Origin of the sequence: Sulfitobacter sp. W027 (genome assembly GCF_025143985.1) — a bacterium.
Taxonomy (GTDB): domain Bacteria; phylum Pseudomonadota; class Alphaproteobacteria; order Rhodobacterales; family Rhodobacteraceae; genus Sulfitobacter.
Map to the genome: position 1 here is coordinate 863,128 of NZ_CP083564.1, position 15,691 is coordinate 878,818.

The window sequence follows — 15,691 nt, forward strand, 5'->3', positions numbered from 1 at the left end:
GTCAGACAGGGATCGCCACGCTAGGGTGAAAGCGAAAACAACCAGCCAAAGGGCGCGGCTGCAGCGGATGACGACACAGGCACCGATATCCTTGAATGGCGGACAGAAGGACGATCTGCGCATTCAGTTTGCCGCACTTTGCTGGCGGCGCAAACGTGGCAAGTTGCAGGTTTTGCTGATCACCTCGCGCGGCAGCAAACGCTGGATCATCCCCAAGGGCTGGCCGATGGAAGGGAAGACCCCCGCGGCCTCGGCCTTGGTCGAGGCATGGGAGGAGGGCGGCGTTGTTGGACAAGTGCGCGGGCAATGTCTGGGCGTCTATAGCTATGCCAAAACGGGTGAGGACGGGGCAGTGCCCTGTCTGGCGATGCTCTACCCGGTAAAGGTCAAAGCCTTGGCCAAACAGTTCCCGGAAAAGGGACAGCGCAAGCGGATGTGGTGCTCGCGCCGGAAGGCCGCGCGGCTGGTGGATGCCCCCGATCTGGCGCGGCTGATCCGCGATTTCGACCCGCGCAGTGGTGGGTTGGCGGGTTAACTGCGCAAAGATGTGACTTGCAGGCCAATCCTGCCCATCTTGACCTCTCCCCCGCCGCAGCCCATTTAAAGTACAGAGTTTAAGGACCGGGCGAATGATCCGTTATGCGTTAAAATGTGAGGCCGGGCATGGTTTCGACAGTTGGTTCCAATCGGCGGCAGCCTTTGACAGCCTCGCCCGTGCCGGTCATCTAAGCTGCGCCGTCTGCGGATCGGGCGAGGTGAGCAAATCGCTGATGGCCCCGCGCGTGACGTCGAGCGATAGCGTGGCTGAGGCCCCCAAGGCGGCTGAAAAATCCGTACCCGTCTTGTCCAATCCTCCGAGCGATGTTGAAAAAGCCCTGACCGCGCTGCGCAAAAAGGTGGAATCCACATCGGATTACGTCGGCAAGAACTTTGTTCGCGAAGCGCGCGACATGCACGCGGGGCGCATTCCTGAGCGTGCGATCTATGGCGAAGCGCGGCTGGATCAGGCGCGGGCCTTGGTAGAGGAAGGCGTGCCCCTAATGCCGCTGCCGTTCAAACCCAAACGCCAGCTTTCCTGAAATCTCATTCTTGTAAAGGCCCATTCTTTGTAAAGGATCGCCCATGACCATCGTTATCACCGGCGCAAGCCGGGGCATCGGCGCGGCGCTGGCTGCACTGTATAAAGATGCAGGCGAAGAGGTGATCGGCACCGCGCGCGGGGCGGGGGCGGAGGCCGCACTGGATGTGACTGACCCGGCAAGCCACGCCACCTTTGCCACCCAGTTGAAAGATCGTCCGCTGGATCTGCTGATCTGCAATGCTGGCGTCTACCTTGATAAGGGCGATGATCTGGAAACCGGCTTTGGTGCCGATCTCTGGGCACAGAGTTTCGCGACCAATGTGACCGGCGTGTTCCTGACGGTGCAAGCGCTGCTGCCCAACTTACGGGCTGCTTCGGGCGCGAAAATCGCGATCATTGCTTCGCAGATGGGGTCTTCAACGCGGGCACCGGGCGGCAGCTATATCTACCGTGCCTCCAAGGCGGCGGCGATCAATCTGGGGCGCAATCTGGCGGTCGACCTCAAGCCCGAAGGCATCGCCGTGGGCATCTACCATCCCGGCTGGGTGCGCACGGATATGGGCGGCGATCAGGGCGAGATCAGCGTCGCGGAGTCTGCGCAAGGCCTTGCGCAACGGATTGCCGCGCTGGACCTTGCTCAGACCGGCGCGTTTGAGACATGGGATGGACGTCCGCATCCGTTCTAGGCCACGCAGCATAACCTCATGTTAAATAGGCTTGCCCTTGCCGTGCCGTGGGCTTAGACCGCGCTGGACTGTTGCGCGGGGGACAATATGCCTGTTCTGGTTATGAAATTCGGTGGGACTTCGGTCGCCACTTTGGACCGTATCCGCCGCGCGGCAAAGCGCGTCGGTGTCGAGGTTGCCAAAGGCTATGACGTGATTGTCATCGTCTCGGCCATGTCGGGCGAGACGAATAAGCTGGTGGGCTTCGTCAATGAGACCTCACCGCTCTATGATGCGCGCGAATATGATGCCATCGTGTCGAGCGGGGAGAATGTTACCGCCGGGTTGATGGCGCTGACCTTGCAGGAAATGGATGTGCCCGCGCGCTCCTGGCAAGGCTGGCAGGTGCCGGTGCGTACCACCGATGCCCATTCCGCCGCGCGAATCGAAGAGATCCCCACAGACAACATCAACGCCAAGTTCGGCGAAGGCATGAAGGTGGCCGTGGTCGCAGGTTTCCAAGGCATCAGCCCGCAGGGCCGGATCACCACGCTCGGCCGGGGCGGATCGGACACGACGGCTGTCGCCTTTGCTGCCGCCTTTGATGCGGAACGTTGCGATATCTATACCGATGTGGATGGCGTTTACACGACCGACCCACGGGTGGAATCCAAAGCACGCAAACTTGACAAGATCTCCTTTGAAGAGATGCTGGAACTGGCCTCTCTCGGGGCAAAGGTTTTGCAGACCCGTTCGGTCGAGCTGGCGATGCGCTACAAGGTTAAACTGCGGGTGTTGAGCAGTTTCGAAGAACAATCTGACGATGCCGGGACGCTCGTCTGCGATGAGGAGGAAATCATGGAAAGCAATGTGGTGGCCGGGGTCGCGTTTTCCCGTGATGAGGCAAAGATGACCTTGGTGTCCGTGGCAGACCGCCCCGGAATCGCGGCGACGATCTTTACCGCGCTCAGCGAGGGTGGCGTGAACGTCGACATGATCGTCCAGAACATCGCCGAAGAAGGTCGCACCGATATGACGTGGTCTTGCCCCGTCGATCAGGTGATCCGCGCCGAAAAGGCGATGGAGAAAGCCCATGAAGACGGCATCATCAACTACCAAGAGTTGATCGCCGACAAGGGTGTGGCCAAAGTGTCCGTGGTCGGCATCGGCATGCGCAGCCACACCGGCGTGGCCGCCAAGATGTTCAAGGTGCTCTCGGATGAGGGGATCAACATCAAGGTGATCACCACCTCTGAAATCAAGATCAGCGTGTTGATTGACCGCAAGTATATGGAGCTGGCCGTGCAGGCGCTTCATGATGCTTTCGAGCTGGATAAAGCCGCTTAAGCCTCTGCGATCAAATGGGTTTTACGCGAGGTTGCGCCTTGCGTAAAACTGCAGCATCCCGCCGATATGCTGGCAGAGGATGCAGGGTATGTCGCGAATAGCATTTCTATCCTTGCGCGAGTGCGCTAAACCCTGCTCCAGAGGGACAGGGACCAGATCATATGGCCGAACGGGTTGAAACAGAAAGCCGCAAGCTGCTGGGGCGGCTGCGCGATGCGATGGCCAGTGATGTGGCGGGCCAAGCGCGGCTGGATAAGATCACCCAGTTGATCGCCAACTCTATGGGCTGCGAAGTTTGCTCGATCTATCTGTTCCGTGATGAAGACACGCTTGAGCTTTGTGCGACCGAAGGTCTGAACGAGGCGGCGGTACATGAAACGCGGATGAAACTGGGCGAAGGTCTGGTGGGTCGGGTCGCCAAACGGCGCACGGTCATCAACACGCCCGATGCCCCGCAAGCCGCCGGTTTCCGCTTTATGCCAGAGACGGGGGAGGAGATTTATTCCTCGTTCCTTGGCGTGCCGATCCAGCGGTTGGGTGAGACACTGGGCGTGCTGGTCGTGCAGTCCAAAGTCGCGCGGGAATTTTCGGCGGATGAGGTCTATGCACTTGAGGTCGTGGCCATGGTGCTGGCCGAAATGGCCGAGCTTGGCGCTTTTGTGGGCGAAGGCGCGGCGATGTCGGCCCGGCACAGCCAGCCGGTGCTGCTGCGCGGCACCGTGGGGCAGGAGGGTGTGGCCGAGGGCCATGTCTGGCTGCATGAGCCGCGTGTCGTGGTTTCCAACCCTATCGCTGACGATCCCGAACGCGAGACTGAGCGCCTGACCGAAGCGGTTGATCAGTTGCGTGTCAGCGTTGACCAATTGTTAAACCTTACCGCCGACAAAGAGCAGCAACAGGTGCTCGAAGCCTATCGCATGTTCGCCAATTCCAAAGGCTGGATGCGGCGCATGGTGGAGGATATTCAAAGCGGGCTGAGCGCCGAAGCTGCGGTCGAGAAGGAGCAATCCATGGCCCGCGCCCGGCTGGGGCAGGTCAATGACGCTTATCTGCGGGAGCGACTGTCGGATCTGGATGATTTGTCGAACCGCTTGCTGCGGCATTTGACGGGGCAGGGCAGTGACACGGGCGCAGAGATGCCCGTCGATCCGATCCTTGTGGCGCGCAACATCGGCCCGGCGGAGCTGCTGGATTACGGGCGGACGCTGCGCGGCATCGTATTGGAAGGCGGCTCCGTCGGGTCGCACGCGGTTATTGTAGCGCGTGCGCTGGCGATCCCGCTGATTGTCCATGCAAGCCGCATCACCAACGACGCGCTGAATGGCGATCATATCATGGTGGATGGGGAACAGGGCGTGGTCCATCTGCGCCCCGACGATACCGTGGCCACCGCCTTTCGCGACAAAATCGCGATGCAGGCCGCCGCGCAGGAACGCTATGCCTCGATCCGCGACAAACCGGCTGAAACGAAATGCGGACGGATCATCAGTCTGCAGATGAACGCCGGGCTGATGGCCGATCTGCCCTCGCTCGAAGGGTCGGGGGCCGAAGGGGTGGGGCTGTTCCGCACGGAATTGCAGTTTCTGGTGCGTAACCAGATGCCGCGCCGGACCGAGCTGGCCGCGCTCTATGCCCGCGTGTTGGATGCCGCACATGGCCGCCGGGTGGTGTTTCGCACGCTCGACATCGGGTCGGACAAGGTGCTGCCCTACATGAAACCCAATGACGAGCCAAACCCGGCCTTGGGTTGGCGCGCGATCCGTGTGGGCTTGGACAAACCGGGCGTCATGCGGATGCAGCTGCAGGCTCTGATCCGCGCCGCGGCAGGGCGGCCCCTTGCGGTGATGTTCCCCTTCGTCGCCCAATTTGAAGAGTTCCGCGCCGCCCGTGCTGAGGTCGACAAGGCGATGGAGCGCGAGCGTATCTTAGGCCATGTTTTGCCGGAGAAACTTGAAATCGGCGCCATGCTTGAGACCCCCAGCCTCGCCTTCGCACCGAAGAAATTCTTTGAAGAGGTTGAGTTCCTCTCGATCGGGGGCAACGATCTAAAGCAATTCTTCTTTGCCGCTGACCGCGAGAATGAGCGGGTGCGGCGGCGCTATGATACGCTGAATGTCTCGTTCCTGACTTTCCTAGAAGGCATCGTTGAACGCTGTGCCGAGACCGACACGGCGCTGTCCTTCTGCGGAGAGGACGCGGGCCGTCCTGTCGAGGCGCTTTGTTTTGCGGCCATCGGGCTGAAGACGCTGTCAATGCGCCCGGCCTCTATCGGACCGGTCAAAAGCCTGCTGCGGCGCTGCAATCTTGATGATGTGCGTGAGGTCATCCATGCGGCGCGCGAACGGGGCGATATGTCGGTGCGCGGCGCGGTAATGGACTATGTGCGCCAGCAACATCAGCAATAATCGGTGCTGCTACTTGGGCGTAGGCTGTCACCAAGGGAAGCCTTTGCAAAACGAACCGGTCCGTGGATGATCCTGTCGGACAGTCACTGCAGGTAAGATGGACCTATGCCCAAAAATGTTCTTTTCATCATGTGCGACCAGCTTCGCTGGGATTACCTCTCGTGTACGGGGCACCCGCATCTGCATACGCCCAATATAGACGCGCTGGCCGCACGCGGGGTTCTGTTTGACCGCGCCTATGTGCAATCGCCAATTTGCGGCCCCTCGCGCATGTCCTTCTACACGGGGCGCTACGTCAGCTCGCATGGATCTACGTGGAATGGCATCCCGCTGAAGGTGGGGGAGATGACGCTGGGGGATCATCTTCGTCCTTTGGGCGTGCGCACGGCACTCTGCGGCAAAACCCATATGACAGCTGATATCGAAGGGCTGCGTCGCCTTGGCCTGTCACTTGACAGTGAGATTGGCGTGCTGATTTCGGAATGTGGTTTCGAACCCTATGAGCGGGACGACGGGCTGCATCCTGATGGGGGGCCATATGCCCGCAACGCGGCCTATGATGCCCATATGAAAGAGCGCGGTTGGGCGGACAAGAACCCTTGGCACACGGTCTCCAACAGTGCCGAAGACGCAGACGGCAATATCTTAAGCGGTTGGTTTCTGGATCATGCCGACAAACCGGCCCGCGCCGCAGATGAGGAAAGCGAGACGCCGTATATTACAGGGCGCGCGATGGATTTTATTCGCGAGGCCGGGGATAAATCGTGGTGCCTTCACCTGAGCTATATCAAGCCGCACTGGCCCTATATCGTGCCCGCGCCCTATCACGATATCTACGGACCCGAGAGCCATTTGAACCCGGTACGAAGCGCCGAAGAAAAGCGTGATCCACATCCCGTTTACGGTGCTTTCATGGAAGAGCGCGTGTCGCGGGCCTTCAGCGATGACACCGCCCGGACCCGCGTATTGACGGCCTATATGGGGCTGATCAAGCAGCTGGATGACCAGATCGGCCGCCTAATGACTTTTGTCGAGGCACAGGGGATTGCGGATGAAACGATGATCGTTTTCACCTCGGACCATGGAGACTACCTCGGCGATCATTGGATGGGTGAAAAGGAGCTTTTTCACGATCCCTCGGCCCGCATCCCGCTAATCGTTGTCGACCCCAGCCTCGAGGCCGACGCCACACGCGGGGTGACATCCTCTGCGCTGGTTGAAGCGATTGATGTGGTGCCCACCATCCTCGACTATTTCGGCGGCGCCTCGGTGCCCCATATCATCGAGGGGCGGTCTTTGATACCTGTGCTCCACGGGAAAGCTGACAAGCTGCGCGACTTTGCGGTATCGGAATACGACTATGCGCAGCGCGATGTGCGCAAGCGGCTCGGGGTCGAGGTGAAAGACGCCAAGCTGACGATGCTCTTTGACGGGCGGTGGAAATACATCTTTGCCGAAGGATTTCGCCCGATGCTCTTTGACCTAAAAGCTGACCCCGATGAGTTGACCGATCTGGGTGCCGACCCGGCCCATGCACCAGTAATCGCCCGCATGGAGCGTCTGTTTTTCGACTGGGCGCGCAGAACTTCGCAGCGGACGACCATATCGGACGCGCAGATCGCGGGGAAAGATGCCACGATTGGGGAGGCACAGGCGGGTATCTTGATCGGGTACCGAAACGAGGATGAACTGCGCGAGGTCTTGGCGGCGGCGGCGCGGGGTGAGAAATAAGGGTAATAGTCCTAGTGCTTAGCAATACCAACGGTGAAAGAGGTCGAATGGCGAAGCATGACAGATGTCAGCAGCGACGTTACCTATAGTGAACAAATATATTTAGATGGGATAAATGGAGGCGAGTACCGGAATCGAACCGGTGTACACGGATTTGCAATCCGCTGCGTAACCACTCCGCCAACTCGCCGTCCGGTGGTTGGCGCACTGCTACCGGATCACGAAGAGCGCCGCAAGACCCATATGCGTGCGAAAATGCGGTCAGGGCGTTGCCGCTGGCCCGGCGATGTGGCACACCATTCTCCAAACACCCTGAACGAATGAGTTTAGCTGATGAGTGATTTCGCCGCCCGCCGCATAACCATGGTAGATACGCAGGTTCGTCCTTCGGATGTGACCAAGTTCCCGATCATCGATGCGATGTTGACCGTGCAGCGCGAAGACTTCGTGCCGGCGGCGCAGCGCGAGGCTGCTTATCTGGGCGAGAACCTCGATCTCGGGCAGGATCGTGTGCTGCTTGATCCACGCACTCTGGCTAAGATGCTTGATCATCTCGACATCACCAATGACGAACTGGTGCTCGATATCGGCTGCGCCATGGGCTATTCCAGCGCCGTGATCGCGCATATGGCCGAAGCCGTCGTTGCCGTCGAAGAGGATGAGGCCATGGCCGCCGAAGCGCAGGAAGCGCTGGCGCAGGCTGGGGCGGATAACGTGATCGTCCATGTCGCCCCGCTGACTGAAGGCGCGCCGCAGCATGGGCCCTATGATGTGGTCATTATCCAAGGTGCCGTGGGCGAAGTGCCCGAAGCCTTGTTGGAACAGGTGAAAGAGGGTGGGCGCATTGCCTGTCTCTTTATGGATCGGGGTCTGGGCGAGGTGCGTCTGGGCTATAAACGGGGCGGCCAGGTGTCTTGGCGGCCCGAGTTCAACGCCGGTGCGCCGGTGCTGCGTGGCTTTGAACGTCAGGCAGAATTTCAGCTGTAAGTGGAAGCATGGCGCACCGGCCGATATCGGGCGCCACTCCGCTTTCAGGGTAGGGGCACCCGTCCCGGTCGGGCCTTTGGGCCGGTCAAAAAGGTCTATAAAAGCCATTCAGGGGCATTGAGCCATGAGCGCGAATAGTTTCACAAAATCCCTCAAACGTTTTGCCATCGCGGTGCCGGTGAGCCTTGCTTTGGCAGGCGGGGCTGCCTTTCCGCGCGTGGCCTCGGCCGAGACTTTGGCCGATGCGCTGGTCGGCGCCTATGAATACTCCGGCCTGCTTGAACAGAACCGAGCGCTTTTGCGCGCCGCTGACGAAGATGTAGCCGCAGCGAAATCGACGCTGAAACCCGTGCTGCGATGGGCGGCGGGGCTCACGCAGAGCTTTGGTACCACGCGCACCTCCTCCCTACTGGCGGCTCAATCGACGGAAGGCCTTAGGGCATCGATCAATCTCATCGGCGAGCTGTTGATCTATGACTTCGGTGCCAGCGCCTATCGGATTGAGGCCGCGAAAGAGACCGTGCTGGCCACCCGCCAAACGCTTGTGAACCTTGAGCAGCAGGTGCTGTTGCGCGCTGTTGCGGCCTATATGGGGGTGATCGAAGCCTCAGAAACGGTGGAGCTGCGCAACAACAACCTGCGTCTGTTGACCCAAGAACTGCGCGCCGCGCGGGATCGCTTTGACGTAGGCGAAGTGACCCGTACCGATGTGGCTCTGGCCGAAGCGCAGCTTGCGAATGCCCGCAGCGGTCTCGCCGGGGCGGAGGGGGCTCTGCTCCGTGCGGTCGAAGAATATCGCAACGCCGTGGGCCGCACACCCGGCAATCTCAGCCAGCCACCGAGCCTGCCAAATGTTGGTGGCAACCTCGCCGCGGCCAAGGCTTTGGCCGTGCGCCAGCATCCGTCAATCATCTCAGCGCAGCATCAGGTGGCCGCCGCCGATCTGGGGGTGGAGGCCAATGAGGCCGCGATGGCGCCGCGTATTACGCTGAACGGCCAATACGGCTTGAATGAGACCTTCAACAGCGACGCCTATACCCGCAGCGGCAGCGTTGGGGTGGAGGTCGGACAGACCATTTATCAAGGCGGGGCGCTTTCCTCGGCTGTGCGCCGTTCGATGGCTCAGCGAGATGCGCAGCGTGCGAATCTGCATGTGGTGCGCCGGAATGTGGAGCAGGAAGTAGGCAATGCCTATGCCGCGCTGGCCTCGGCCCGGGCGCAGTTGGAAGCCTCTGACCGGCAAATCCGCGCCGCGCGGATCGCCTTCCGGGGGGTCCGCGAAGAAGCCACTCTCGGCGCACGTACAACCTTGGATGTGTTGGACGCCGAACAATCCTTGCTGGATGCGGAGTCGACCCGCGTGTCGGCCCGCGCAAACCTTTATGTGGCGGCCTATTCGGTGCTGGCGGCGACAGGTCAGTTGACAGCATTGGACCTCAAGTTGCCGGTGCAGATCTACGATGCGGGGGCCTATTACAACCTTGTTAAGGACGGCCCCGCTAAATACTCAAAAGAGGGCCAAGCGCTTGATCGAGTGCTGCGCGCGCTGCAAAAAGACTGACGCTTTGCACGGCGCTTTGACATTTTGCACCGCCCCATTGTGAGAATCCCCCCACGCGGTTAAGCTGTCCGCGAGGAAAGAGTGGTAGAGAAATATGTCCGAACCCGTCACAAATGCGGAGGTGGAAGACGTCCTGTCGTCGATTCGCCGATTGGTGTCTGAAGATAAGCGTCCCCTGCAAGCATCTGGCCCCGTAAAGGAAACCGCCCCCGAAGCTGCCGCGCCGCCGCGCGCGGCGCAGGCGGGCGAAGAGGGCGAGTTCAAGAGCGCGCGCGGAGGGTCTTCGGAAACCGTATCGCCAGATGATTTTACGCCGCATCTGTCGCTTCGTTCTGCCTCTGCCAGCCCGATGCGTTCCTTGAGCGGGCAGGAGGCAGCCGGCAAAACGCTAGAGGCCGCACCGCGTCCTTTGCCCCTGACCCAAGCCATGCAAGCAGAAGGTGACAACAGCTCTCACAAAGCAGAGCGTCCCTTTGTCTCTGCCCGTCGCCCCTCCACAGCGCCTGCCGCGAAAGCGCCGGGTGCATCCAGCGATCGTTTGGTGCTGACCCCGGCGCTGCGCGTGGCCACTTCGGATGGCAAAGACCGCCCGCAGCCCACCGCTGCTGAGCCTGCTAAAGTGTCGCCCTTGGACTACGACATGCTGCATGACGATCCCAGCGACCTCCATGCCGAAGACTACAGCAGCCCCCCGCAGGAAGCGGCAGCAGAGGCCGAAACCGTGGCTGAGACGGTGGTTAAGGCCACCGGTGGCACCCGCAGCGACAAGCTGGCCGCGCTGGAAACGGCGATTGGCAAGATTTCTGACGATTGGGACCCGGACAGCCCCGGTGACAACGACTATTCCGGCACCGAACCTCCGGCGATGGAATGGAAAGACGATGTCGAGTTTGAAACCCCGGAGACTCCGGAGATTGCGGAGGCCCCGATCGCCGATACCGCCACGGTAGAGGCAGAGGAGCCTGCACCACGCCCGCGCCGTCCGCAGCCGTCAACACCTCAACTCGAAGAGCAGGTGCGGCGCTTTGCCGACAGCGGCCCCCGCGTGGCCGACCCGGCTGCGACCGCGCCGGAATTCGGCTATGCCGCCCCTGCGCAAGACGATGGTATGGCCGGCGATGACCAGTTCCTCGACGAAGAGGCGCTGCGCGATTTAGTGACAGAGATCGTTCGCGCTGAGTTGCAAGGTGCCTTGGGCGAGCGGATCACCCGCAACGTGCGCAAATTGGTGCGCCGCGAAATTCACCGTGCGCTCACGGCCCAAGACCTCGAATAACCGGACTGGCAGCATCCCCGCGCCAGACTTTGACGAGATGACGCTACGCGACCCGCCTCGCGTGGCCTTGCGACATATGCGCCGCCGTTTACATTAGACGCAACAGGGCGGAAGGATCACCGATGGAATTGACGATAAACGGCACGGTCCACGAAGTGGATGTGGAAGACGATATGCCGCTTCTGTGGGTCCTGCGCGATGAGTTGGGCATCACCGGTCCTAAATACGGCTGCGGCATCGCGCAATGCGGCGCTTGTACCGTACATGTTGACGGGCTGGCCGTGCGGTCGTGCCAACTGCGGGCGGCGGATGTGAACGGAAACGTCACCACCATCGAAGGCTTAGGCACGCCCGAGGCGCTCCATGTGGTGCAGGCAGCATGGGTCGAGCATCAAGTGGCACAATGCGGCTACTGCCAATCGGGGCAAATCATGCAAGTGGCCTCTTTTCTTGATCTCAATCCCGATCCGACCGACGATCAGATCGACGCGGCGATGAGCGGGAACCTCTGTCGTTGTGGCACCTACCCGCGCATCCGCGCCGCCGTCCACAGCGCCGCCGCCCGACTGCGGGGGGCCTGAACATGTCGCGTTTGCGCACCATCACCCGCCGCAGTTTCATCATCGGCTCTGCGGCCATCGTCGGGGGCGTCGCCTTTGGCACCTACCTCTATAGACGTGACCTGAAGAATCCGCTGCTAGAGGGGCTGCCCCCCGGCGCGGCGGCGATCACGCCCTATGTTAAGATCGATGCCAGCGGTGTCACCCTAATCACCCCGCGCGCTGATGTAGGGCAGGGAGCATACTCTATCCAAGCCCATATGATCGCTGAAGAATTGGATGTCGATCTCGACACAGTTCAGATCACGCCCGGCCCCCCTTCGCCGGTCTATTACAATGGCGTGGTCGGGGTTGAGGCGATGCCGATTGCCGCGACCTCCGAAACACTGCTGGCGCGCACCGGGCGCGGGGCGTCGGATGTGGCGGGGAAAATTCTGGGCCTGCAACTCACCGGCGGCAGCTCTACCGTGCCGGATATGTATGACCGCCTGCGCATGGCCGGGGCTGTGGCACGTGAAACGCTGCTGGCCGCCGTCGTGGCGCAGACCGGGCTGGATCGTGATCAGCTCAAGACCGAAGCGGGCGCCGTGGTGCTGCCTGATGGCATGCGACTGACCTATCAAGACCTTGCCGCCGCCGCGGCAGACATTGATCCAGTGACCGAGGTGACACTGCGCGATCCCAGCGAATGGCGGCATCTGGGCAAGACGCAGATGCGTACCGATATTCTGTCCAAATCCACCGGCACCCAGACCTATGGCATCGACATGGCGATGGAAGGGATGCTCTACGCCACCACCCGCACCAATCCGGCGCAGGGTGGGGAGATCATGGGGTTCGACGCAGGCCGTGCCGAAAAGATGCGTGGCGTGCAGGCCGTGCTGCCGATCACCGGCGGGGTGGCCGTGGTGGCGGACAATACGTGGCGCGCTTTTCAAGCCGTGCAGGCAGTCGACTGTGACTGGGGGCCGTCGCCCTATATTGGCGATACGGCAGAGCAGTTCGAGACTGTTGCCGCATCCTTCACCGACGACCGACAAGACAGTCGGTTTCGCGATGACGGCGATGTAAAAGCGGCGCTTTCTGATGGTGAGGTTTTGGAGGCCGAATATCGCATTCCCTATCTTGCCCACGTCCCGCTCGAGCCGATGAGCGTGGTGGTGAAGCTCGAGAAGGGCCGCGTCGATATCTGGACCGGCACGCAAATCCCGCGTTTCATGCAGGCCAATGTGGCCGCGCTGACCGGGATCGACGCCGAGAACGTGCATATCCATGTGCTGATGTCAGGCGGCAGTTTCGGACGGCGGCTTGAGGATGACTATACCCTGCGTGCCGTCGAAGTGGCGCAGCAGATGCCGGGCACACCAATCAAGATGGTCTGGTCGCGTGAAGAGGATTTCACCCATGACTTCCCCCGCCCGCTGGCCATGGCTCGGGCACGTGGCAAAGTCACAGACGGGCAGATTGCGGCCTATGATCTGGCCATCGCTGCGCCCTCAACGGCGGAATCGCAAATGGCGCGGCTCAACCAGCCGGTTTTCGGCCCCGACATCGCCATTGTTGCGGGCGCGTGGGATCAGCCTTTCGCGATCCCCGACTACCGCGTGACCGGCCACCGGGTGCCCGCGATGGTGCCTGTGAGTTCGTGGCGCTCTGTCGGGGCCTCGGGCAACGGATTCCTGCATGAAAGCTTCATGGATGAGATGTGCCATGCCGCAGGCGTCGATCCGTTGGAGGAACGGCTGCGTCTTTGCACCCATGCGCCCTCGCGCGGGGTGTTGGAGGCCGTGGGCGAGATGTCGGATTGGGGCGTTGACCTCGGGCCGGGGCGGGGTCGGGGGCTGGCGTTTTGCCTGTCCTTTGGCGTGCCGGTGGCCGAGGTGGTCGAGGTCAGCCAGACCGACGCGGGCCTCAAGATTGACCGGGTTTTCGTCGCCGCCGAAGTGGGCCGCGTGATGGATCCGGTGAACTTTGAGGCGCAGCTCTCCGGGGCGGTGATCTGGGGTTTGGGCCATGCGATGAACTGCGAGCTTACCTATCGCGACGGGGTGCCGCAGCAGGACAATTATCACCTTTATGAGGGGCTGCGGCTGTACCAGACGCCGAAGATCGAGGTGCGCGGGTTGGAGAACGGCGGCAAGCTGCGCGGCATCGGCGAGCCGGGCGTGCCGCCCGCCGCCCCGGCGCTGGCCAATGCGATCTTTGCTGCCACAGGCCAACGGATCCGTGAACTCCCCCTCTCCAAATCCGTGGATTTCGCATGAAATACCTCTCCATCTGTGCCGCGCTGATGCTGGCCACCCCTGCGATCGCGCAGGACGATCCCAACCGCGTCGAGGGGCTGGCGGCTTGGGATCGGATCTTTACTGTCACCTCGCACCCACGCTGCACCAACTGCCATGTAGGCGAAGAGGGCCAGCCGATGTGGCAGGCATTGGGCTATGGTCCTGAGGCGGTGCACGGCATGAACGTGCGCGCAGGCGAAAGCCGGATCGGGGCCGAAAGCATTCCCTGCAATGCCTGCCACGTCACCTCTGCCGCTGCGAACACCGTGCCCCATGCCCCACCGCATATCGACGATGCCTGGCGGCTGCCGCCGGTGGAATTGGCGTGGTTCGGTAAATCTTCGGCAGAGGTCTGCACCCAGTTGCGCGACCCTGAGACCAATGACGGCCATGACATCGCCTCTCTGGTCGACCACCTGCAAAGCTCGGCCTTTGTGAACTGGGGTTTCGCCCCCGGTGCGGGGCGCTCGGTGCCCGAAGGATCGCTCGATGCGCTGGTGCATGATGTGACGGTCTGGGGCGCAGCGGGCACGCCTTGTGAAGGTGATCAGGGCTGATCGCTCATCGCGCGGGCCAATCTGCGGATGCGCAGGGCGCGGTTCAGCTCCCCGCCAAAGATCAGCACCAGTGCCGCGAGATACATGAAATACAGCGCCGCAATGATTCCGGCCATGCCCGCGTAATAGCTGGAATAGGTGGCAAAGCTGCGCAGGTAGGACGAAAAGAGCACAGCAAGCAGGGTCCAAGCGACGGCGGTTGCCACCACGCCGGGCCAGATGTTGTTAAACTTGGTGCGACGGGCAGGCAGGATCACATGGGCGGCAAATAGCGCCACCAGCAGGATCGTCGCCGAGACCGGGAAGCGCACAAGGCCGACGGTCACCGACCCCGGATCAAACCCCGGCATCAGCATATGCAACCAAGACCCCGCGCGCGGGGCCAGCACCAGCAGGTATCCGACGATCACAAGGATCAGGCTTGCCAGCAGCACCATCACCACTTGCACCGCATAGATCGTGAAAACTGAACGTGTTTCGCGCAGCCCATAGGCCCGGTTCAGGCCCACGCGCACCCCATCAACCCCGCCCACGGCAAACCAGACGGTGAGCAGGATACCCACGCTCAGCAAATCACCGCGCGGCACGGTCATGACCTTTTCCACCTCCGACACGATCGGCTCGATCAGGGCAGGGGGGACGATGGCGATCAGGAAATGGATCAGGTCATCGGCCATCGACCGGTCGCCGACGAAGGCGGTGAGCGAACTGGTGAAGATCAGGAACGGGAAAATTGCCAGCAGCGCGCGAAAGGCCACGTTTCCGGCCATGCCAAAGGCATCATCGCTCCACAGACGCAGCACCGCTTCGTGCAAAACTGCGCGCGCGACCCGCAAGCCGGTGCCGTGAAACAGGTCCTCGGGGTTCTCGCTAAGAACACCGTGGGTCATCACCACTTCGCGCTTCTGGTCGTGAGCCGGTCTGCCGTCCATTCCCATGCCTCATTGCAGTCTGTGAGGTAAAGCTAGTGCCCCTTTGGCTTCGCGACCACCTTGATAACGGAGGGCGGGCGAAAGCAGGCTCATGCAATTGATCCCGCGCAAGATGCATCGCTCCACTTGACGGTCCCTAAGCGATAAAATAGGAGGAAACCGTAGCGCGGGCGTTGTGTAATGGTAAGACCTCAGCCTTCCAAGCTGATGATGCGGGTTCGATTCCCGCCGCCCGCTCCACTTCTCCCCCCCCCCCGATGCGATTTTTATGACGGCAGCAGCGCTGAGTGCGTCCGTCCGCTGG

The 15,691-nt window shown here is 61.4% G+C and carries 13 protein-coding genes and 2 tRNA genes; 13 read left to right on the forward strand and 2 right to left on the reverse strand.

Annotation, left to right across the window (positions count from 1 at the left end; all coding sequences use genetic code 11):
* The first annotated feature begins 67 nt into the window (after window positions 1–67).
* The 6 genes from K3759_RS04305 to K3759_RS04330 all read left to right on the forward strand — a co-directional run bounded on the left by K3759_RS04305 (window position 68) and on the right by K3759_RS04330 (window position 7,229).
* Window positions 68–535, forward strand: coding sequence for an NUDIX hydrolase (locus K3759_RS04305; RefSeq protein ID WP_259985562.1), 468 nt, complete (start codon window positions 68–70; stop codon window positions 533–535).
* A 94-nt stretch (window positions 536–629) separates the two neighbouring features.
* Window positions 630–1,079: a DUF1178 family protein gene (locus tag K3759_RS04310; RefSeq protein ID WP_259984479.1), complete on the forward strand. Its 450-nt coding sequence runs from the start codon at window positions 630–632 to the stop codon at window positions 1,077–1,079.
* A 43-nt stretch (window positions 1,080–1,122) separates the two neighbouring features.
* Entirely contained in the window at window positions 1,123–1,767 is a 645-nt protein-coding gene (locus tag K3759_RS04315) for an SDR family oxidoreductase (RefSeq protein ID WP_259984480.1), read from the forward strand.
* A gap of 87 nt (window positions 1,768–1,854) precedes the next feature.
* Complete coding sequence (locus K3759_RS04320) at window positions 1,855–3,093, forward strand: aspartate kinase (RefSeq protein ID WP_067935742.1); 1,239 nt, start codon at window positions 1,855–1,857, stop codon at window positions 3,091–3,093.
* 161 nt (window positions 3,094–3,254) lie between these two features.
* Window positions 3,255–5,498, forward strand: a complete 2,244-nt coding sequence (gene ptsP, locus K3759_RS04325; RefSeq protein ID WP_259984481.1) for a phosphoenolpyruvate--protein phosphotransferase — start codon at window positions 3,255–3,257, stop codon at window positions 5,496–5,498.
* Between the two features lie 105 nt (window positions 5,499–5,603).
* A complete protein-coding gene (locus K3759_RS04330; protein ID WP_259984482.1) occupies window positions 5,604–7,229 on the forward strand; it encodes an alkaline phosphatase family protein in 1,626 nt (541 codons plus the stop codon).
* A gap of 116 nt (window positions 7,230–7,345) precedes the next feature.
* On the opposite strand, the gene K3759_RS04335 is transcribed toward K3759_RS04330, so the two are convergent.
* A tRNA-Cys gene (locus K3759_RS04335) sits at window positions 7,346–7,419 on the reverse strand.
* 143 nt (window positions 7,420–7,562) lie between these two features.
* On the opposite strand from K3759_RS04335, the gene K3759_RS04340 reads away from it, so the two are divergent.
* The 6 genes from K3759_RS04340 to K3759_RS04365 all read left to right on the forward strand — a co-directional run bounded on the left by K3759_RS04340 (window position 7,563) and on the right by K3759_RS04365 (window position 14,455).
* On the forward strand, window positions 7,563–8,216 hold the full coding sequence (locus tag K3759_RS04340; protein ID WP_259984483.1) for a protein-L-isoaspartate O-methyltransferase: 654 nt from the start codon (window positions 7,563–7,565) through the stop codon (window positions 8,214–8,216).
* 124 nt (window positions 8,217–8,340) lie between these two features.
* Window positions 8,341–9,777: a TolC family outer membrane protein gene (locus tag K3759_RS04345; RefSeq protein ID WP_259984484.1), complete on the forward strand. Its 1,437-nt coding sequence runs from the start codon at window positions 8,341–8,343 to the stop codon at window positions 9,775–9,777.
* Between the two features lie 94 nt (window positions 9,778–9,871).
* Window positions 9,872–11,053 carry a hypothetical protein gene (locus K3759_RS04350; RefSeq protein WP_259984485.1) on the forward strand — a complete coding sequence of 394 codons (1,182 nt, stop codon included), beginning with the start codon at window positions 9,872–9,874 and terminating at the stop codon, window positions 11,051–11,053.
* Window positions 11,054–11,175: 122 nt separating this feature from the next.
* Window positions 11,176–11,634 carry a (2Fe-2S)-binding protein gene (locus tag K3759_RS04355; RefSeq protein WP_259984486.1) on the forward strand — a complete coding sequence of 153 codons (459 nt, stop codon included), beginning with the start codon at window positions 11,176–11,178 and terminating at the stop codon, window positions 11,632–11,634.
* A 2-nt stretch (window positions 11,635–11,636) separates the two neighbouring features.
* Window positions 11,637–13,877 carry a xanthine dehydrogenase family protein molybdopterin-binding subunit gene (locus K3759_RS04360; RefSeq protein ID WP_259984487.1) on the forward strand — a complete coding sequence of 747 codons (2,241 nt, stop codon included), beginning with the start codon at window positions 11,637–11,639 and terminating at the stop codon, window positions 13,875–13,877.
* Window positions 13,874–14,455, forward strand: coding sequence for a hypothetical protein (locus K3759_RS04365; RefSeq protein WP_259984488.1), 582 nt, complete (start codon window positions 13,874–13,876; stop codon window positions 14,453–14,455). The genes K3759_RS04360 and K3759_RS04365 overlap by 4 nt, the downstream gene beginning before the upstream one ends.
* Here K3759_RS04365 and K3759_RS04370 read toward each other — a convergent pair.
* Complete coding sequence (locus K3759_RS04370) at window positions 14,446–15,387, reverse strand: YihY/virulence factor BrkB family protein (protein WP_259984489.1); 942 nt, start codon at window positions 15,385–15,387, stop codon at window positions 14,446–14,448. The two genes, K3759_RS04365 and K3759_RS04370, sit on opposite strands and share 10 nt — an antisense overlap.
* 166 nt (window positions 15,388–15,553) lie before the next feature.
* Here K3759_RS04370 and K3759_RS04375 point away from each other — a divergent pair.
* A tRNA-Gly gene (locus tag K3759_RS04375) sits at window positions 15,554–15,627 on the forward strand.
* Window positions 15,628–15,691: the final 64 nt, after the last annotated feature.